At 72.6% G+C, this 18363-nt stretch carries 15 protein-coding genes and 3 tRNA genes; 9 read left to right on the top strand and 9 right to left on the bottom strand.

Annotated features, from left to right (window positions below):
* The first annotated feature begins 19 nt into the window (after positions 1–19).
* From Sru02f_RS37305 to Sru02f_RS37285, 5 genes are all read left to right on the top strand, one after another.
* Entirely contained in the window at positions 20–2407 is a 2388-nt protein-coding gene (locus Sru02f_RS37305) for a DNA polymerase III subunit gamma and tau (RefSeq protein WP_109029044.1), read from the top strand.
* 108 nt (positions 2408–2515) lie between these two features.
* Positions 2516–3766, top strand: coding sequence for a phosphoribosylamine--glycine ligase (purD, locus tag Sru02f_RS37300; protein ID WP_109029043.1), 1251 nt, complete (start codon positions 2516–2518; stop codon positions 3764–3766).
* A 307-nt stretch (positions 3767–4073) separates the two neighbouring features.
* Entirely contained in the window at positions 4074–6104 is a 2031-nt protein-coding gene (locus tag Sru02f_RS37295; RefSeq protein WP_109029042.1) for a hypothetical protein, read from the top strand.
* Between the two features lie 167 nt (positions 6105–6271).
* Positions 6272–7795 carry a N,N-dimethylformamidase beta subunit family domain-containing protein gene (locus Sru02f_RS37290; RefSeq protein WP_109029041.1) on the top strand — a complete coding sequence of 508 codons (1524 nt, stop codon included), beginning with the start codon at positions 6272–6274 and terminating at the stop codon, positions 7793–7795.
* Between the two features lie 103 nt (positions 7796–7898).
* On the top strand, positions 7899–8798 hold the full coding sequence (locus Sru02f_RS37285; protein ID WP_109029040.1) for a phosphoribosylaminoimidazolesuccinocarboxamide synthase: 900 nt from the start codon (positions 7899–7901) through the stop codon (positions 8796–8798).
* A 64-nt stretch (positions 8799–8862) separates the two neighbouring features.
* Here Sru02f_RS37285 and Sru02f_RS37280 read toward each other — a convergent pair.
* The 8 genes from Sru02f_RS37280 to Sru02f_RS37245 form a co-directional block, all read right to left on the bottom strand.
* A tRNA-Gly gene (locus tag Sru02f_RS37280) sits at positions 8863–8938 on the bottom strand.
* A 37-nt stretch (positions 8939–8975) separates the two neighbouring features.
* Positions 8976–9590 carry a response regulator transcription factor gene (locus Sru02f_RS37275; protein ID WP_164276969.1) on the bottom strand — a complete coding sequence of 205 codons (615 nt, stop codon included), beginning with the start codon at positions 9588–9590 and terminating at the stop codon, positions 8976–8978.
* Positions 9587–10837: a sensor histidine kinase gene (locus tag Sru02f_RS37270; protein WP_109029039.1), complete on the bottom strand. Its 1251-nt coding sequence runs from the start codon at positions 10835–10837 to the stop codon at positions 9587–9589. The genes Sru02f_RS37275 and Sru02f_RS37270 overlap by 4 nt, the downstream gene beginning before the upstream one ends.
* A gap of 29 nt (positions 10838–10866) precedes the next feature.
* Entirely contained in the window at positions 10867–11682 is an 816-nt protein-coding gene (locus Sru02f_RS37265; protein WP_109029038.1) for an ABC transporter permease, read from the bottom strand.
* Positions 11679–12659, bottom strand: a complete 981-nt coding sequence (locus Sru02f_RS37260) for an ABC transporter ATP-binding protein (RefSeq protein ID WP_109029037.1) — start codon at positions 12657–12659, stop codon at positions 11679–11681. Before Sru02f_RS37260 ends, Sru02f_RS37265 begins: the two co-directional genes overlap by 4 nt.
* Before the next feature lie 139 nt (positions 12660–12798).
* A tRNA-Gly gene (locus tag Sru02f_RS37255) sits at positions 12799–12871 on the bottom strand.
* Positions 12872–12952: 81 nt separating this feature from the next.
* Positions 12953–13024, bottom strand: a tRNA-Gly gene (locus Sru02f_RS37250).
* 161 nt (positions 13025–13185) lie between these two features.
* Positions 13186–13503 (bottom strand): histone-like nucleoid-structuring protein Lsr2, encoded by a 318-nt coding sequence (locus Sru02f_RS37245; RefSeq protein ID WP_003974896.1) that lies wholly within the window; start codon positions 13501–13503, stop codon positions 13186–13188.
* A gap of 350 nt (positions 13504–13853) precedes the next feature.
* Here Sru02f_RS37245 and purS point away from each other — a divergent pair, with 350 nt between their 5' ends.
* The 3 genes from purS to purL are packed head-to-tail and all read left to right on the top strand — an operon-like array spanning position 13854 to position 17058.
* A complete protein-coding gene (purS, locus tag Sru02f_RS37240) occupies positions 13854–14126 on the top strand; it encodes a phosphoribosylformylglycinamidine synthase subunit PurS (RefSeq protein ID WP_003974895.1) in 273 nt (90 codons plus the stop codon).
* A complete protein-coding gene (purQ, locus tag Sru02f_RS37235) occupies positions 14123–14803 on the top strand; it encodes a phosphoribosylformylglycinamidine synthase subunit PurQ (protein ID WP_109029036.1) in 681 nt (226 codons plus the stop codon). Before purS ends, purQ begins: the two co-directional genes overlap by 4 nt.
* Positions 14800–17058, top strand: a complete 2259-nt coding sequence (gene purL, locus Sru02f_RS37230) for a phosphoribosylformylglycinamidine synthase subunit PurL (protein ID WP_109029035.1) — start codon at positions 14800–14802, stop codon at positions 17056–17058. Before purQ ends, purL begins: the two co-directional genes overlap by 4 nt.
* 61 nt (positions 17059–17119) lie before the next feature.
* Here purL and Sru02f_RS37225 read toward each other — a convergent pair whose 3' ends face one another.
* Entirely contained in the window at positions 17120–17704 is a 585-nt protein-coding gene (locus Sru02f_RS37225) for a Uma2 family endonuclease (RefSeq protein ID WP_109029034.1), read from the bottom strand.
* Positions 17705–17852: 148 nt separating this feature from the next.
* Here Sru02f_RS37225 and Sru02f_RS37220 point away from each other — a divergent pair, with 148 nt between their 5' ends.
* Positions 17853–18335, top strand: a complete 483-nt coding sequence (locus tag Sru02f_RS37220) for an ArsR/SmtB family transcription factor (RefSeq protein WP_109029033.1) — start codon at positions 17853–17855, stop codon at positions 18333–18335.
* The last annotated feature ends 28 nt before the right edge of the window (positions 18336–18363 follow it).

The raw sequence follows: 18363 nt of genomic DNA, 5'->3' as shown, positions 1-18363 counted from the left end.
CGCCTATAACCTCGTATGCGTGTCGTCTCTCGCGCTCTACCGCCGTTACCGCCCGGAGTCCTTCGCCGAGGTCATCGGGCAGGGGCATGTCACCGACCCGCTGCAGCAGGCGCTGCGGAACAACCGGGTCAATCACGCGTACCTGTTCAGCGGTCCGCGCGGCTGCGGCAAGACGACCAGCGCCCGGATCCTGGCCCGCTGTCTGAACTGCGAGCAGGGCCCCACGCCGACCCCGTGCGGCGAGTGCCAGTCCTGCCGCGACCTCGCGCGCAACGGACCGGGTTCGATCGACGTCATCGAGATCGACGCCGCCTCGCACGGCGGTGTGGACGACGCCCGTGACCTGCGCGAGAAGGCCTTCTTCGGGCCCGCCTCCAGCCGGTACAAGATCTACATCATCGACGAGGCCCACATGGTCTCGCCGCAGGGCTTCAACGCCCTGCTGAAGGTCGTCGAGGAGCCCCCGGAGCACCTGAAGTTCATCTTCGCGACCACCGAGCCCGAGAAGGTCATCGGGACCATCCGGTCGCGGACCCACCACTACCCGTTCCGGCTCGTGCCGCCCGGCACCCTGCGCGACTACCTCGCCGAGGTGTGCGGTCGGGAGGGGATCGCGGTCGAGGAGGGCGTGCTCCCGCTCGTCGTGCGGGCCGGGGCGGGGTCCGTGCGTGACTCCATGTCCGTCATGGACCAGCTGCTCGCGGGCGCCGGCGCCGACGGTGTGACGTACGACATGACCACCGCCCTGCTCGGCTACACGGACGGTTCGCTGCTCGACTCCGTCGTCGAGTCCTTCGTCTCCGGGGACGGCTCCGCCGCCTTCGGGGTGGTGGACCGGGTGATCGAAGGGGGCAACGACCCGCGGCGTTTCGTCACCGACCTGCTGGAGCGCCTGCGTGACCTGGTGATCCTCGCCGCCGTGCCCGACGCCGCGGAGAAGGGGCTCATCGACGCCCCCGCCGACGTCGTCGAGCGGATGCAGGAGCAGGCCCGGTCCTTCGGCGCCGCCGAGCTGAGCCGCGCGGCCGACATCGTCAACGAGGGGCTCACCGAGATGCGCGGCGCCCACTCGCCGCGCCTCCAGCTGGAGCTGATCTGCGCGCGCGTGATGCTGCCCGCCGCGTACGGCGACGAGCGGTCGGTGATGGCCCGGCTGGACCGGATCGAGCGCGGGGTGCAGTTCTCGGCCGGTGCGGGCGCTCCCGCGATGGGGTACGCGCCTGGGCCCGAGGCGCACGCCGGTGCGGGGGCCGGGGCGCCCGTCGCGGCTCAGGTGCCGCCGGGCGGCGGGCCCGCCGCGGCCCGTGCGGCGGTACGGGGGCAGGGCGCCGGGACCCCGGCGGGCGCACCGGGCGGCGGCCCTTCCGCCGACACGGCTGCCGGTGCCGGTGCTGGTACCGGTGCCGGCCCCGCCTCCGACGCGAGTGGGGCTCCCACCGGTGGCGGACATGCGCAGGCCGCGCCCTCTTCCGCCGACGTCGCTCCTGCGCCTGCGCCACCTTCGCCTGCGACTCCCGCACCTGCGCCCGCTCCCTCACCTGCTGCCGCTCCCGCTCCGGCGCCCGCGCCCGGTGCCTGGCCGAGCGCGGCCCCCGCGGGTGGCGGGCGCCGCCCCGGTGGATGGCCCACGGCGGCACCGACGGGCGGTGGACAGCCCCGGACCCCGGCTGCCCCCGCCTCCGGCCCCGCAGCGACTCCGGCCCAGGCGCCGGCTCCAGCGGCGGCCGCCCCCGCCCCCGCGTCCGTCTCGCCGCCGCCGGGTGCTTCCGGGGTCGACCCCCGTTCGCTCTGGCCCAACATCCTGGAAGCGGTCAAGAACCGCCGCCGCTTCACCTGGATCCTGCTCAGCCAGAACGCCCAGGTGACCGGCTTCGACGGCACCTCCCTCCAGCTCGGCTTCGTCAACGCCGGCGCCCGAGACAACTTCGTGAGCAGCGGCAGCGAGGACGTGCTGCGGCAGGCCCTGGCCGAGCAGTTCAACGTGCAGTGGAAGATCGACGCGGTGGTCGACCCGTCCGGCGGCGGAGCGGCGCCCCCGCCCGCCGGTGGTCCTTCCGGCCCTTCCGGCTCCTCCGGCGGCCTCGGCGGATCCGGAGGCGGTGGCTTCGGCGGCGGATCCGGGGGCGGTGGCGGCTTCGGTGGCGGTGGCGGTGGCGGCTTCGGCGGGGGCGCGCCCGCCCAGCGGCCCTCGGCGTCCGCGTCCACGCCCGCCGCGCCACCGCAGGCCCCCGCGTCGGCCCCGGCGCCCGCTCCCCGGCCCTCGGCACCCGAGCCGCCCCCGGTCTCCCCCGAAGACGACATCCCCGAGGACGACGACCCGGACCTCGACGAGTCGGCTCTTTCCGGCAAGGAGCTGCTGGTCCGCGAGCTGGGCGCCACGGTGGTCGAGGAGATCACGAACGAGTAGCCGCCGTCGGTCTGCCGCCGGGCCTGGAGGAAGGTACGAGTCTCCGCCTCCCGTCCCTTCGGAAGCCCGCACAAACCGCACCGGCCCGCTCCCATTAGGCTTCACCCCGTGAAGGTCCTTGTCATCGGCGGCGGCGCCCGCGAACACGCCCTGTGCCGTTCCCTGTCCCTCGACCCCGACGTCACCGCGCTGCACTGCGCACCCGGCAACGCCGGTATCGCCGAGGTCGCCGAACTGCACCAGGTCGACGCCCTCGACGGCGCGGCCGTCACCGCGCTGGCCACCCGGCTCGGCGCCGAGCTGGTCGTCGTCGGACCCGAGGCGCCCCTGGTCGCCGGGGTCGCCGACGCCGTCCGCGAGGCCGGCATCCCGGTCTTCGGCCCCTCGGGGGAGGCGGCCCGGCTGGAGGGCTCCAAGGCCTTCGCCAAGGACGTGATGGCCGGCGCGGGCGTGCCCACGGCCCGCTCCTACGTCTGTACCGACCCCGCCGAGGTCGACGCGGCCCTCGCCGCCTTCGGCGCGCCCTACGTCGTCAAGGACGACGGGCTGGCCGCGGGCAAGGGCGTCGTCGTCACCGACGACGTCGAGGCGGCCCGCGCGCACGCGAACGCCTGCGACCGCGTCGTCGTCGAGGAGTTCCTGGACGGCCCCGAGGTCTCCCTGTTCGCCGTCACCGACGGCGAGAACGTCCGCCCGCTCCAGCCCGCCCAGGACTTCAAGCGCGCCCTCGACGGCGACGAGGGCCCGAACACCGGTGGCATGGGCGCCTACTCTCCGCTGCCCTGGGCCGACCCGAAGCTGGTCGACGAGGTCGTACAGAGCGTGCTCCAGCCGACGGTCGACGAGATGCGCCGCCGCGGCACCCCGTTCTCCGGACTTCTCTACGCCGGGCTCGCGATCACCTCGCGCGGTGTGCGCGTGATCGAGTTCAACGCCCGTTTCGGCGACCCCGAGACCCAGGTCGTGCTGGCCCGGCTGAAGACCCCGCTCGCCGGTCTGCTGATGGCCGCCGCCACCGGCAACCTCGCCGATCTCGAGCCGCTGCGCTGGAGCGACGAGGCGGCCGTCACCGTGGTCGTCGCCTCGCACAACTACCCCGGCACCCCGCGCACCGGCGACCCGATCACCGGCCTCGACGCGGTGGCCGCCGAGGACGCCCCGCACGCCTACGTGCTGCACGCCGGCACCCGCGCCGAGGGCGACGCCGTCGTCAGCGCCGGGGGCCGCGTCCTGTCCGTCACGGCCACCGGCGCCGACCTCACCGAGGCCCGCGACCGTGCCTACCGGGCCGTCGCCCGTATCGGCCTCGACGGCTCGCAGCACCGCACCGACATCGCGGCGAAGGCGGCGGGCGCGTAGCCCCGCAGTCGCCCCGTCACCGAACCCGGCAGGCCCCGGCTCCGTCTCAGGAGTCGGGGCCTGACCTTTGCTGTCCGTCTTCACCTTTCCCCAAAGCCATTCCATCGGGTGACCGATGGGCCATACGGCTGACGGGGGCGGGGGCCCCAACTATGGTGCCGCGCAAGCGTTCCGGCACTTGGCCCACCGGCATTGCGATGTCAGTGCTGGGTGCCACAGTGGGTGGAGTGAGCAAGAGCGGAAGCACGCAAGAGCAGCAGGACGGTCCAGGACAGACAGGACAGCGATGAGGGGGTGAGGTCCGGCCGTGACCGGTATCGGTGGTGTGGAGATGGGCGCTCAGGCCGCGCGTGCCCGGGCACTGGCGGTGCTGCGGGTCCGCAGCCGCGCGCTGGCCGTGGCCCTGCTGCCCGCCGCCGTCGCCGTGATCCTCCTCGTCGGCGGCTCCACCGGGCATCTGGCGGGCGCCGCCTGGGACGTCCTGCGCTGGGTCGTGTCCGTCCTCGCGCTGCTCGTGCTGCTGGCCGCCGCCGGAGTCGCCCTGGTCGTGGCCCGCTCCCGGCCCGCCGTGACCCCCACGGTCACGGTCGCCGAGGAGTCGGCGCCCGACCTCTACCGGATGGTGCGCGACCTGGCCGACCGCCTCGACGTCCCCGCCCCCTCCGCGATAGCGCTCACCCCGGACTGCGACAGCTGGCTGGAGGACCGGACCCACCCGGCCCACGGCCCGCCCCCGGCGGTGAAGCACGACGACGACCCGGCCGGCCTGAGCGGCCCCGCCCACCGGCGGAGCGCGGCCGCCGCGCCCGTCCTGGTCATCGGCTCACCGTTCCTGTGGTGGATGCGGGTGGGCGAGCTGCGCGCCGTCCTCGCCCCGGTCGTCGCCGGTACGGGGCCCTCGGCCCACCCCGACATAGCCGCGGCCCGGCGTTTCATACGGGGCCTGGACGCCGCGGTGGCGGTGGCCTCGGCGGGCCGACGGGATCCGCTGTCCCGCGTGGCGTGCGCGGGCCTCGGCTGGGCGTCCCGGCTGCTGCTGCGCAGTTGCCGGGGTCACGCGACCGAGATGGAGCGCGGGGTCGCGGCCGCGGCCGCCGAGCGTGCACAGGCTGTGGACTACGGTCTGCGGATCGTCGCGCAGGAGCAGGTCGGGCTCGCGTACGCGGGCTGGGACCGGCTGCTGACCCGGGTGGCGCTGCCGGCCTGGCGGATGGGCCGCTGGCCCTCCCGGCTGGACGTCGGTGTCGTCGCCGCCCTCACGGAGCTGTCGCGCCGGGACCGCCTGGCCGAGGGCTTCGCCTCCCGGCTGGGCGAGCGCCCCGCCTGTGACCTGCTGGAGGAGCCCGGGGTGATGGACGAGGCGGTCTCGCTCCTCGCCGCGCGTCTGTTCCACGGCGGGCCCGCCGAGACCGGCCCGGACTGGTCGCCGGTGGGGTGGGACGAGTATCCCGAGGAGGTCGTCGACCGCACCTGGCGCACGGACGCGGCCCGCCTGCACCGCGTGCTGGACACCCTGGGCGTCCGCCGCGCCGCCGGGGGCGTCGCACCGGGCACGGACGGCCCGACCCTGGCCCGCGTCCTGGACCACCTCACGACCCCGGACAACGCGGTCACCGTCCCCCCTGTCACCGGCGCCGACACCGAGACCGCAGCGGCCCCCGAGGCAGGGACGGAGGCACCGGCCGGGGACGGCACCCCGCACCCACCCGTGCCGCACGCCGACGACGAGGCCCCGCACGTGCCGCACGCCGACGACGAGGCCCCGCACGTGCCATACACCGACGACGAGGCCCCGCACGTGCCGCACGCCGACGACGCCGTCCACGCCGTCCACGCCCTCCACGCCGACGACGCCGTCCACGCCGTCCACGCCGCCGACGACGTGGACGACGAGGACGATCTCGCCGGCACCACCGCCCGTGGCGCCGCCCTGGCCGCCGGGCTCAGCGCGCAGCTGGCCCGCGAGGAGGCCCAGGCGCGGCCCGCCGCGGCCGGTGCCACCTCGCCGACCCCGCAACCGGGAGCCGGGACCGGTCCCGACGCGGCCCTCTGGGACGACCGCGCGCTCCCCCTCCTCCCGCTTCAGCCCCCGCGCACCGGGCGCGAGATCCTCACCGCGCACATCACCGCGATGGTGTGCTGCGCGGCGATGGACACCGCCGGGGCGGCCCCCGGTCTCGACTGGCTCGACGGGCCCTCGCTCCTGTTCGACGGCGCCCGCTCCGCGGACCTGGCGCCCAGCGTGCTCAGCCTCGTCGAGACCGGCGACCCGGGCCCGTTGCGCGCCTGGATGACCGACCTCGGCATACGTCCCGAGAAGCCGGTGCGTCTGGTCTGATCCCCCGGGCCTCCAACGAATCGGACCCTCCCATTCCACTTTCGGCCAGTTCGCGACGAACAGTGACAGCCCGCGTGCGAAATGTGATGTGCTGGGACCGATCGCGCACATGGCAAAGGCGTTCGTCATACGCACGACCACGGGGGCACGAGGGAGGGGACTGTCCCATGGGCTCCGAGCAGATCCGCCGTTGGGAGTCGGGAGCACTCGCGCACGCCGTGACGGACCCCTTCGGCCAGGGGCCCGTCCCCTGGCTGCGCGGCGGCGAGACGTACTTCGGCGACACCGGCCAGGTGGTCGCCTGGTACGCGGACCAGGACCGCACCGACACCGACACCACCACCGGCACCACCACGGGCACCCGCACCCGCACCCGCACGGGAACCGGCACCGACTCCGGCGGCGGCCCCCGCGCCGCGGACGACGTCCGCCGCCAGATCAAGGGCTTCACCGCGACGGGAGCCGCCGCCCCCGGCGAGGCCATCGACTTCCACGTCACCGTCGACCCGCCGCAGCAGTTCAGCGTCGACGTGTACCGGATCGGGCACTACGGCGGCGACGGCGCCGCCAAGATCACCACCAGCCCCCGCCTGTCCGGCATCGTCCAGCCCCCGCCGCTCGCCGCCGACCGCACGGTCTCCTGCCACCACTGGTGGCTGTCCTGGCGCCTGCAGATCCCCACGTACTGGAACATCGGCGCGTACGTGGCCGTGCTCACCACCGCCGACGGCTACCGCTCCCACGTCCCCTTCACGGTCCGCGACGACCACCCGGCCGACCTGCTCCTCCTCCTGCCCGACGTCACCTGGCAGGCGTACAACCTCTATCCCGAGGACGGCCGCACGGGTGCCAGCCTCTACCACGCCTGGGACGAGGAGGGCCGGCTCCTCGGCGAGGCGGACGCCGCGACGACCGTCTCCTTCGACCGCCCGTACGCGGGCGCCGGGTTGCCCCTCCACGTGGGCCACGCCTACGACTTCATCCGCTTCGCCGAGCGCTACGGCTACGACCTCGCCTACGCCGACGCCCGCGACCTGCACTCCGGCCGGGTCGACCCGGCCCGCTACCGGGGCCTGGTCTTCCCCGGCCACGACGAGTACTGGTCCACCGCCATGCGCCGCACCGCGGAACTGGCCCGCGACCGGGGCACGTCCCTGGTCTTCCTCTCCGCCAACACCATGTACTGGCAGGTGGAGCTGGCCCCCTCGCCCTCCGGTGTCGCCGACCGCCTGCTGACCTGCCGCAAACGCAAGGGCCCCGGCCGGCCCGCGCTGTGGCGGGAGATCGACCGCCCCGAGCAGCAGCTGCTCGGCATCCAGTACGCCGGCCGCGTCCCCGAACCCCACCCGATGATCGTCCGCAACGCCGGTCACTGGCTCTGGGAGGCCACCGGGGCGCACGAGGGCGACGAGATCGAGGACCTGGTGGCGGGCGAGGCCGACCGCTACTTCCCGCGCACCGCGCTCCCCGAGCACGACGAGCGGGTCCTGCTCGCCCACTCCCCGTACGCCGACGTGGACGGCGTCCGGCGCCACCAGGAGACGTCGCTGTATCGGGCCCCGTCGGGCGCCTGGGTCTTCGCGTCCGGCACCTTCGCCTGGTCCCCGGCCCTGGACCGCCCCGGCCACGTCGACCCGCGGGTCCAGCGCGCCACGGCCAACCTCCTGGACCGCATCTGCAAACGGGACTGAGCCGCGCACCCCGGGCCGCCCCCGTCCCTGCCTGCCCCGCTCGTCGCCCTCCCCCCGACGTACGGGACAATCGACGTATTGTTCAGAACCACGGGGAGGAACCGTGTCCGGATTCGTTGAAAAGCCCGAGCCGATCCAGGTTCCGGGTCTGGTGCATCTGCACACCGGCAAGGTGCGCGAGCTGTACCGGAACGAGGCGGGCGACCTCGTGATGGTCGCCAGCGACCGCATCTCCGCCTACGACTGGGTGCTGCCGACCGAGATCCCGGACAAGGGCCGGGTCCTCACCCAGCTCTCCCTGTGGTGGTTCGACCAGCTCGCCGACCTGGCCCCCAACCACGTCCTGAGCACCGAGCTGCCCCCCGGCGCCCCCGCCGACTGGGAGGGCCGCGCCCTGGTCTGCAAGTCGCTGCGGATGGTCCCCGTGGAGTGCGTGGCCCGCGGCTACCTCACCGGCTCCGGCCTGGCGGAGTACGACCAGACCCGCACCGTGTGCGGCCTCGCCCTCCCCGAGGGCCTGGTCGACGGCTCGGAGCTGCCCGCCCCGATCTTCACCCCGGCCACCAAGGCCGAGGTCGGCGAGCACGACGAGAACGTCTCCTACGAGGAGGTCGCCCGCCAGGTCGGCGCGGACACCGCGGCCGCCCTGCGCCAGGCCACCCTCGCCGTCTACTCCCGCGCCCGGGACATCGCCCGCGAGCGCGGCATCGTCCTCGCGGACACCAAGTTCGAGTTCGGCTTCGACGGGGACGACCTGGTCCTCGCCGACGAGGTCCTCACCCCGGACTCCTCCCGCTTCTGGCCGGCCGACCGGTGGCAGCCGGGCCGCGCGCAGCCGTCGTACGACAAGCAGTTCGTGCGGGACTGGCTGACCTCGGCCGAGTCCGGCTGGGACCGGGGGAGCGAGCTGCCCCCGCCGCCGCTGCCGCAGCAGGTCGTGGACGCCACCCGCGCCAAGTACGTGGAGGCCTACGAGCTGCTGACCGGCCAGAGCTGGTCGTAGCGGCAGAGGCCGCAGAAGGCCGCACACGAAGAAGCCCCCGGCCGATAACCGGGGGCTTCTCGTCTGGAGCGAACGACGAGGTTCGAACTCGCGACCTCAACCTTGGCAAGGTTGCGCTCTACCAACTGAGCTACGTTCGCACTGCGTGCCGTGGATTTCTCCGTGGCGCGACAGCCACTATACCCAACCGCGCTCCCTCGCGAGCCGCACCGCCGCGTGCCGGTTCTCCGCACCGAGCTTGCTCGCGGCCGACGACAGGTAGTTCCGTACGGTGCCCTCGGCGAGCGCGGCCCGCTCGGCGATCTCCGAGACGGGCGCCCCGTCGGCGGCGTGCTCCAGCACCTCGGCCTCGCGCGCGGTCAGCGGCGAGTCCCCGGCGGAGATCGCGTCGGCGGCCAACTCCGGGTCGACGTAACGGTTTCCGGCGTGCACCGTGCGGATCAGCTCGGCGAGCCGCTGGGCGCTGACCGTCTTGGGGACGAACCCGCGCACCCCCGCCGCCAGCGCCCGCTTCAGATGGCCGGGGCGCCCGTGACTGGTCACGATCAGCACCTTGCAGGCGGGCAGCTCGGCCCGCAGTGATGTGGCGACCTTCACACCGTCGGCGCCGGGCATCTGGAGGTCCAGTACGGCGACGTCCGGCGTGTGCGCCCGCGCCATCGCCAGTGCCTCGGGGCCGGTGGCCGCCTCGGCGACGACGACCAGGTCGTCCTCCAGGGACAGCAGGGCCGCCAGGGCCCCGCGGATGAGGTGCTCGTCGTCGGCGAGCAGGACGCGCACGGTCGTCGTCACGGCGCGACCTCCAGCGCGGTGCCGCCGACGGGCAGCGGTACCTCGGCCGTGAGCCGGAACACGCCCTTGCCGACGGCCCCCGCCTCCAGCGTCCCGCCCACCGCGGCGAGCCGCTCCCGCAGCCCGGCGAGGCCGGAGCCCGCCGGGCGCCCGTCCGTGCCGCCCGGGGCGCCGGTCGTCTCCGGCACCCCGTCGTTCTCCACCGTCAGCACCACTCGCCCCTCCGCCGGACGTATCGTCACGGAGCACTTCTCCGCGTCCCCGTGCCGCAGCACGTTCGTCGTCGCCTCCCGCACCACCCAGCCGAGGGCCGACTGCACCTCACCGGGCAGGTCGCCGGTCTCGCCGGTGACCTGCGAGAGGATCCCGGCCGCCGAGAGCACGCCCTGGGCACCGGCCAGTTCCACCTCCAGCGCGACCTCCCGGTAGCCCCGCACGACGTCCCGGACCTCGCGCTGCGTCTCCTGCGCGATGCGCTGGGTCTCGATCATCTGCTCCACGGCCTCGGGCCTGCCTCGCCGGGCCAGCTGGACGGCCAGTTCGCTCTTGAGCGCGATCACCGCCAGGTTCCGACCCATCACGTCGTGCAGGTCCCGGCCGAACCGCAGCCGCTCTTCGGCGACGGCGAGCCGGGCCCGGGTCTCCTTGGCTTCGTCGAGCGCGTAGACGGCGTTGAGCAGCCAGACGGAGAACACGCAGGCGAAAGCGACGAAGCCGCTGCCCAGCAGCACCACGCACGCGGTGGCCAGCCCGGCCTGGACCGGAGCGCCCAGCAGGACCACCAGCACCCCGGAGCCGGCCGCGAAACCGGTGACAAGCGCGACCGTGTGCCGCCAGTTGCGCGCTCCGAGCGCGAGGACCCCGGAGCCGACGGTCACCACGCCGCCGAAGGCCATGCCCGCGACCTCGCCCACGTCGTCACCGCCCGCCCCGCGCTTGGCGAGCAGGAGCGCCGTGGCCGAGACCACCACGGTGAGGACGGCGAGGGCCCGCAGCAGCTGTACGGGCTTCCCCCGCTGACCCAGCTCCCAGTCCAGCGCTCGGGAGGCGACCAGCATGAGGACGGTGGCGTGCGCGGTCACCGTCAGGAAGAGCACGGCGGCGAGCCGCGCGTCGAGCCGTCCGAACGCGGACAGCCCCATCACGGCGATCTCCACGATGCCGTAGAAGTGGAACGACCAGCGCGTGTACGCCTCCACCTTCTCCGGCGTGCTCTTGAGCCGCCACCAACCGCCCGGCCTGCGCATCCGTCCGCCACTCCCGCTCGACTCGCACGTCAGTGCCGCGGCTCCCACCGGAACCGCCGCCGTACAGCAAACACCGCGAGGACGGTCCAGGCCACCGCCGTCGCCGCGGCGCCCAGCGTCTCGGCCGCCGACAGGTCGCCGGTCCAGCCGCCGCGCACCAGGGTGACGACGGGGGTCAGCGGCAGCAGCTCGCACACCGAGGCCACCCGGTCGGGCAGCAGTTCCAGCGGGAAGAACAGGCCGGAGGCGAGCATCGACACGAACGTGAACGGCAGCGGCGTGACCTGCGCGCTCTCCCCCGTCCTGGTGAAGCTCGCCGTGACCGCCGCGAGCGCGGCGCACATCACCAGGCCCAGCAGCAGACCGACGACGCTCAGCAGGGGTGCCGACGGCGCCGGCAGGTCGAGCAGGACCGCGCAGCCCACCGCGAGCAGCAGGGACTGCACGAGCCCGCTGAGCACGGCCGGCAGGGCGGAGCCCGCGAGGATCTCCACGTCCCGCAGTTCGCCGGTGCGCAGCCGCTTGAGGACGAGTTCCTCGCGCCGGACGACGAAGACGCCGACGAGGGCCGAGTAGACGGCGAACAGCAGGGAGAAGCCGATCGCGGCGGGCAGCACGAGCGTGCCGATGGTCAGCCCCGCCTTGCCGAGGTCCATCTCCTCGGCTCCCGCCCGCACGCTGAACGGCATCACGAACGGGATGAACAGCGCGGCGAAGACGGTGCCCTTGTTCCGCCCGAGCAGGATCAGCTCGGCGCGGGCGAGGGCGGTCATGCGGCTCCTCGGCGTGGTGACCGCCGTCCGGGCGGGACCCTTCGCGCGGGCCGGTGCGTCCGTGGCGCTCATGCCGCGTACTCCTTCTCCGTCGTGTCCGTCGCGGTGCCGTCCGACCTCGCCGACACCTGCTTGGCGATGCTGAGGAAGGCCTCCTCCAGGGAGGCCGAGCGCACGTCCAGGCGGCGCAGCTCCACCGCGGCCTGCGCGGCCCACACCAGCAGGCCGGTGGCCGCGCGCTGGAGTTCCCGGGTGCGCAGCTTCACCGTCCGGCCGTCGATCTCGTGGTCGCTCACCCCGAGTTCGGCCAGCGGCGGCAGGTCGCCCACGAAGTAGCCGTCGGGCAGTTCGAAGGAGATGTGGGACGGCTGCGCGGCGGTCACCTCGGCCGGGGTGCCGGTGGCGGCGATCCGGCCGTCGTGCATGATCGCGAGCCGGTCGGCGAGGTGCTCGGCCTCCTCCAGGTAGTGCGTGGTCAGCAGCACCGTCGTGCCCTGGTCGCGCAGGGCGCCCACCAACTCCCAGGTGTCCCGGCGGCCTTCGGCGTCCAGGCCGGTGCTGGGCTCGTCGAGGAAGAGCACCTCGGGGTCGCCGAGCAGCGCGAGCGCCAGGTCCAGGCGGCGCCGCTGGCCCCCGGACAGCTGCTTCACGCGGGTGTCGGACTTCGCCTCCAGACCGACCAGCGCCAGCACCTCGGCCGGCGGCCGGGCGCCGCTGACGCACCCGGCCCACATCCGTGCCGTCTCGGCGACCGTCAGCTCGGAGGGGAAGCCGCCCTCCTGGAGCATGACCCCGGTGCGGGGGCGCACGGCGGCCCGCTCGGTGTACGGGTCGTGTCCGAGGACCCGCACCCGTCCGCCGGCCGGGGCGGCCAGCCCCTCCAGGAGCTCGACCGTCGACGTCTTGCCGGCGCCGTTGGTGCCGAGCAGGGCGAAGACCTCACCGCGGCGCACGGAGAAGTCGATTCCGCGCACGGCCTCGAACCCGCCCCCGTACACACGCCGAAGGTCGGTGACCTCAATCACGTGTTCGTGCTCGTTCGTTTGCATGCTTCGAGCATTCCGGCGCACCGGGCGGTGCGACAGTGCGAGCCGTCATCACCGGACATGACAAATGTCAGAGCCGCCGGGCACCCGGGCCCGGGCACACGAAAAGACCCCGGTCCCAGGGACCGGGGTCTGATGCCAGAGCGGACGACGAGGCTCGAACTCGCGACCTCAACCTTGGCAAGGTTGCGCTCTACCAACTGAGCTACGTCCGCAGTTGCTCCCGACCGGCGTTCACCGATCGGTGCGAGCACCAGCCTACCTGATCCCATCGGACCATTGGTACGGCGGTGCAGAGCGGGTGACAGGAATTGCACACTGCGCCTTCCCCCTGGAAGGGGGATGTTCTACTACTGAACTACACCCGCATGTTCCGTGAGCTGGGCCTTTCGGCCTCGCCCCTCGGCGTGCTCCAGACTTTAGCTGATCACCCGGGGTGCCGCGCAAGTCGGTTGCCGCGAGGGGCGGCTGAGCGGCCGTCGGCCGCTCCCGCCGGCTCACCGCACGCACGGCGTACCGCACGCACGGCTCACCGCGCCTCGGCGAACGCCTCGTACACCTTCTTCGGGATCCGGCCCCGCGCGGGCACGTCCATCTTGTTCGCCTGGGCCCAGGCGCGGACCGCCGCCGGGTCGGGGGCGACCTCCGTCTGCCGGTAGGCCTTGCCGGACCGGGAGCGCTTGCGGCCGGCCGAGACGTACGGCTCGAGCGCCTTGCGCAGTTTCCGGGCATTGGCTTCGTTCAGGTCGATCTCGTACATCCGGCCGTCGACTCCGAAGGCGATCGTCTCCGCCGCTTCCGAGCCGTCGATGTCGTCAAAGAGAGTGACCACGACACGCTGCGCCACGAATATCGGTCCCTTCGTGCGGCATCTCCGCGATGACGTGCCCGAACGTGCCGAGACGCCGCGATGATGCCGACTGTTCGCCTGTAATTGGGCAAAGTATCGGCTAATGACATTTCATTTGTACAGTGCCCGGCATTGCAATGGGAAGACCGACTAAATCTGCCCGCGTGTCCGTCGCGCAATAGGTGTCCGCGCCCGATCCGGGATCTTTCCCGAAGCTTTTCGTGACCGCCCCCTCCCGATGCCGAATCGTGACTGGGCTCACGTAGTTTCCTCCAAGGCTACGCGCGTAGAAATTTTGTACGGGTAGTCTGAAGGAACCTGCTCAGCACCACACACCGGGAGTGCCAGTGGCACGCGTCGTAGTCGACGTCATGCTCAAGCCGGAGATCCTCGACCCCCAGGGCCAGGCGGTGCAGCGCGCACTGCCGCGACTGGGTTTCGAAGGGATCTCGGACGTCCGCCAGGGAAAGCGATTCGAACTGGAAGTGGACGGGCCGGTCGACGACGCCGCCCTCGCCCGCATCCATGATCTTGCGGAATCCTTCCTCGCCAACACCGTGATCGAGGACTTCACCGTCAAGGTCGAGTCCGAAGACGTGGTCGCGGGGGCGGCGAAGTGACCGCTCGTATTGGCGTCGTCACTTTCCCCGGCTCTCTCGACGACCGGGACACGCAGCGCGCGATCCGCGTCGCCGGAGCCGAACCCGTCGCCCTCTGGCACAAGGACAAGGACCTCAAGCAGGTCGACGCCGTGGTGCTGTGCGGCGGATTCTCGTACGGCGATTATCTGCGCGCCGGCGCCATCGCGCGCTTCTCGCCGGTGATGGACACCGTCATCGACCAGGCGAAGGCCGGTCTGCCGGTGCTGGGCATCTGCAACGGCTTCCAGATCCTCACCGAGGCCCACCTGCTGCCGGGAGGCATGCTGGGCAACGACCACCTGCACTTCATCTGCCGCGACCAGAAGCTGCGGGTGGAGAACGCGGACACCTCCTGGACCAGCGACTACACCGCCGGTCAGGAGATCCACATCCCGCTGAAGAACATGGACGGGCGCTACGTCGCCGACCGGCGCACGCTGGACGAGCTGGAGGCCGAGGGTCGGGTGGCCTTCCGCTACCTGGACCTGAACCCCAACGGCTCGCTCAACGACATCGCCGGCATCACCAACGCCGCCGGGAACGTCGTCGGCCTCATGCCGCACCCCGAGCACGCCGTCGAGTCGCTGATCGGTACGGGCCGTACCGACGGACTGCCGTTCTTCACCTCGATCCTCAAGAAGCTGGTCAACGCATGAGCCGGACGCCTCTGGACACGGTCGAGCACGCGACCGCGACCCCCGACGTCGAGCTGCCCTGGGCCGAGCTGGGCCTGAAGAAGGACGAGTACGAGCGGGTCGTCGAGATCCTCGGCCGCCGCCCCACCGGGGCGGAGCTGGCCATGTACTCCGTCATGTGGTCCGAGCACTGCTCGTACAAGAGCAGCAAGGTGCACCTGCGCCAGTTCGGCGAGAAGGCACCCCAGTCCGACGCCATGCTCGTCGGCATCGGCGAGAACGCCGGTGTGGTCGACGTCGGCCAGGGCTATGCGGTCACCTTCAAGGTCGAGTCGCACAACCACCCGTCGTACGTGGAGCCCTACCAGGGCGCGGCCACGGGCGTCGGCGGCATCGTCCGCGACATCATCGCGATGGGCGCGCGGCCGGTGGCTGTCGTGGACCCGCTGCGCTTCGGTGCCGCGGACCACCCGGACACCAAGCGCGTCCTCCCGGGCGTCGTCGCCGGCATCGGCGGCTACGGCAACTGCCTGGGCCTGCCCAACATCGGCGGCGAGGTCGTCTTCGACGCCTGCTACCAGGGCAACCCGCTGGTCAACGCCGGTGCCATCGGCGTCATGCGGCACGAGGACATCCACCTCGCGAAGGCGTCCGGCGCGGGCAACAAGGTCATCCTGTACGGCGCCCGCACCGGCGGCGACGGCATCGGCGGCGCGTCGATCCTGGCGAGTGAGACCTTCGACGACGCCAAGCCCTCCAAGCGCCCCGCCGTCCAGGTCGGCGACCCCTTCCAGGAGAAGCTCCTCATCGAGTGCACCCTGGAGGCCTTCGCCGAGAAGCTGGTCGTCGGCATCCAGGACCTCGGCGCGGCGGGCCTGTCCTGCGCGACCAGCGAACTGGCGTCGAACGGCTCCGGCGGCATGCGCGTCACCCTGGACGACGTCCCGCTGCGCGACTCGACCCTCTCGCCCGAGGAAATCCTCATGAGCGAGTCGCAGGAACGCATGTGCGCGGTCGTCGAGCCGGAGAAGGTCGACCGCTTCCTGGAGATCTGCGACAAGTGGGACGTCATCGCCACGGTGATCGGTGAGGTCACGGACGGCGACCGCCTCGAGATCTTCTGGCACGGCGGCAAGATCGTCGACGTCGACCCGCGCACGGTCGCCCACGACGGCCCGGTCTACGAGCGCCCCTACGCCCGCCCCGACTGGCAGGACGCCCTCCAGGCCGACGACGCGAACAAGCTGCCCCGGCCGGGCACGTCCGACGAGCTGAAGGCCCAGGTCCTCAAGCTGGTCGGCTCGCCCAACCAGGCGTCCAAGCAGTGGATCACCCAGCAGTACGACCACTTCGTGCAGGGCAACACCGTCCTCGCCCAGCCCGAGGACTCGGGCATGATCCGGGTGGACGAGGAGTCCGGCCTCGGCGTCGCCATCGCCACCGACGGCAACGGCCGCTACGCCAAGCTCGACCCGTACACGGGCGCGCAGCTGGCGCTGGCGGAGGCCTACCGCAACGTGGCCACGACCGGCGCGAAGCCGCTCGCGGTCTCCGACTGCCTGAACTTCGGCTCGCCGGAGGACCCGGCGGTCATGTGGCAGTTCGCGGAGGCCGTGCGCGGCCTGGCGGACGGCTGCCTCCAGCTCGGCACCCCGGTGACCGGCGGCAACGTCTCGCTCTACAACCAGACCGGCGAGGCCGCCATCCACCCCACCCCGGTGGTCGCGGTCCTCGGCGTCATCGACGACGTGGCCCGCCGCACGCCGGTCGCCTTCCAGGAGGACGGCCAGCTGCTGTACCTGCTGGGCGACACGCGTGAGGAGTTCGGCGGCTCGGCCTGGTCCCAGGTGATCCACGACCACCTCGGCGGCCTGCCGCCCAAGGTCGACCTGGAGCGCGAGCGCCTGCTCGGCGAGATCCTGATCTCCGCCTCCCGCGACGGCATGATCGACTCCGCGCACGACCTGTCCGACGGCGGTCTGGTCCAGGCGGTCGTCGAGTCGGCGCTGCTGGGCGGCAAGGGCGCGCGTCTGGTCGTACCGGACGGGCTCGACGCCTTCACCTTCCTCTTCTCGGAGTCGGCGGGCCGCGCGGTCGTCGCCGTCCCGCGCTCGGAGGAGGTCCGCTTCAACGACATGTGCGGCGCCCGCGGCCTGCCGGTCACCCGCATCGGCGTGGTCGACGGCGACGCGGTCGAGGTCCAGGGCGAGTTCACCCTCCCCCTGACCGACCTGCGCGAGGCCCACGAGGGGACGATCCCGGGGCTGCTGGCGTAGTCGCACACTCGCTGCGAAGCAGAGGTCCCGTCCGGTGGGTTCCGGGCGGGACCTCGTCGTCTCAGCGCACGTAGTTCTTGAGGATCTCCGTGTCGAGTTCGATGCCGACCGGGTCGGGGAGGACCGCAGTCTCGCCGAAATCCGTCAGGCGGATGTCGCGATAGCCACCGACCCGCCGGTCCGGACGGCTGTGCACCGTGACCGTGCAGGCGTCCCGGTCGATCAGGAGATACACGGGGATTCCCGCCTGCCCGTACGCGGCGGGCTTCTCGTGCCGGTCACGCCGGTCCGTGTCCGAGTCGTACGACGTGACTTCGACGACCATGAGGGCGCCGTCCGGGTCGGCCCATTCGCCGTGCCCTGCGAAGTGGGCCTCTGGCGCGAGCACGGCGTCCGGTCGCGCCCTGCTCTGCCGGTAGGCGTCGACGCGTAGCCCTTGTGCTTGGTACAGGTCCAGGTCGGGCCGCGTCTGCATACAGCGTTTGGCCAGCCAGGACACGATGCTGTTGTGGTCCCCGTCTGTCACCGGCTTGACCCCGATCCGTCCGTCAATGAACTCCAACGTGACGGTCTCGGGAGCGGCGGAAGCGATCGTTTCGAACTCGTCCACCGACATCTGAGACGTGTGCTCGGCCATAACCGTCATGTTGCACCTCCTTCCAGGCGCGGACCAGTGTTTCCAGGGCCGGGGTCCTCCCGGGCCGCCTTTCACGACCAGACACACGTACGAGTGACGCTTGCGCGAAATTACGTAGCTACGTAATCTCGTACTCGTGGAGCAACTGGAACAACGCGTGGCCGACCTCGAGCGGCGCCTCGCCGCCCTGGAGGCCGCTGACCGGCCCGCCCCCGGGCCCAAGGAGGGCGACCTCTGGGCCCTGGAAGGTCTGAAGGAGCAGTTGGCGGAGCTGAAGGCCACGGCCGGAGGTGTCCTGTTCACCGGCTCCGTCCGCCTGCCGACCGGGGAGCAGTACGCCTGGCAGCACGGCGCGCTGGTCGAGGGCCTCCTGGACGTCGACTGGGCCGAGTCCGCCGAGGTGTTCGCGGCCCTTGGGCACCCCGTGCGGCTGCGGCTGCTGCGGGAGGTGCTCGGGGGGCGGCGCACCGCCGCCGAGCTGGCCGAGCTGGACGGGATGGGCACGACCGGCCAGATCTACCACCACCTGCGCCAGCTCACCGGCGCCGGCTGGCTGCACACCACCGGCCGGGGCCGTCACGAGGTGCCGCCGGGACGGGTCGTGCCGCTGCTGGTGGCGCTGTCGACCGCACGGAACTGAACGGGACCGCCAAGACGGTCAGCACCGT

The organism is Streptomyces rubrogriseus (assembly GCF_027947575.1).
Classification (GTDB): domain Bacteria; phylum Actinomycetota; class Actinomycetes; order Streptomycetales; family Streptomycetaceae; genus Streptomyces; species Streptomyces rubrogriseus.
The sequence above is the reverse complement of the archived record's forward strand: the minus strand, read 5'-3'. Positions and strand labels throughout refer to the sequence as shown.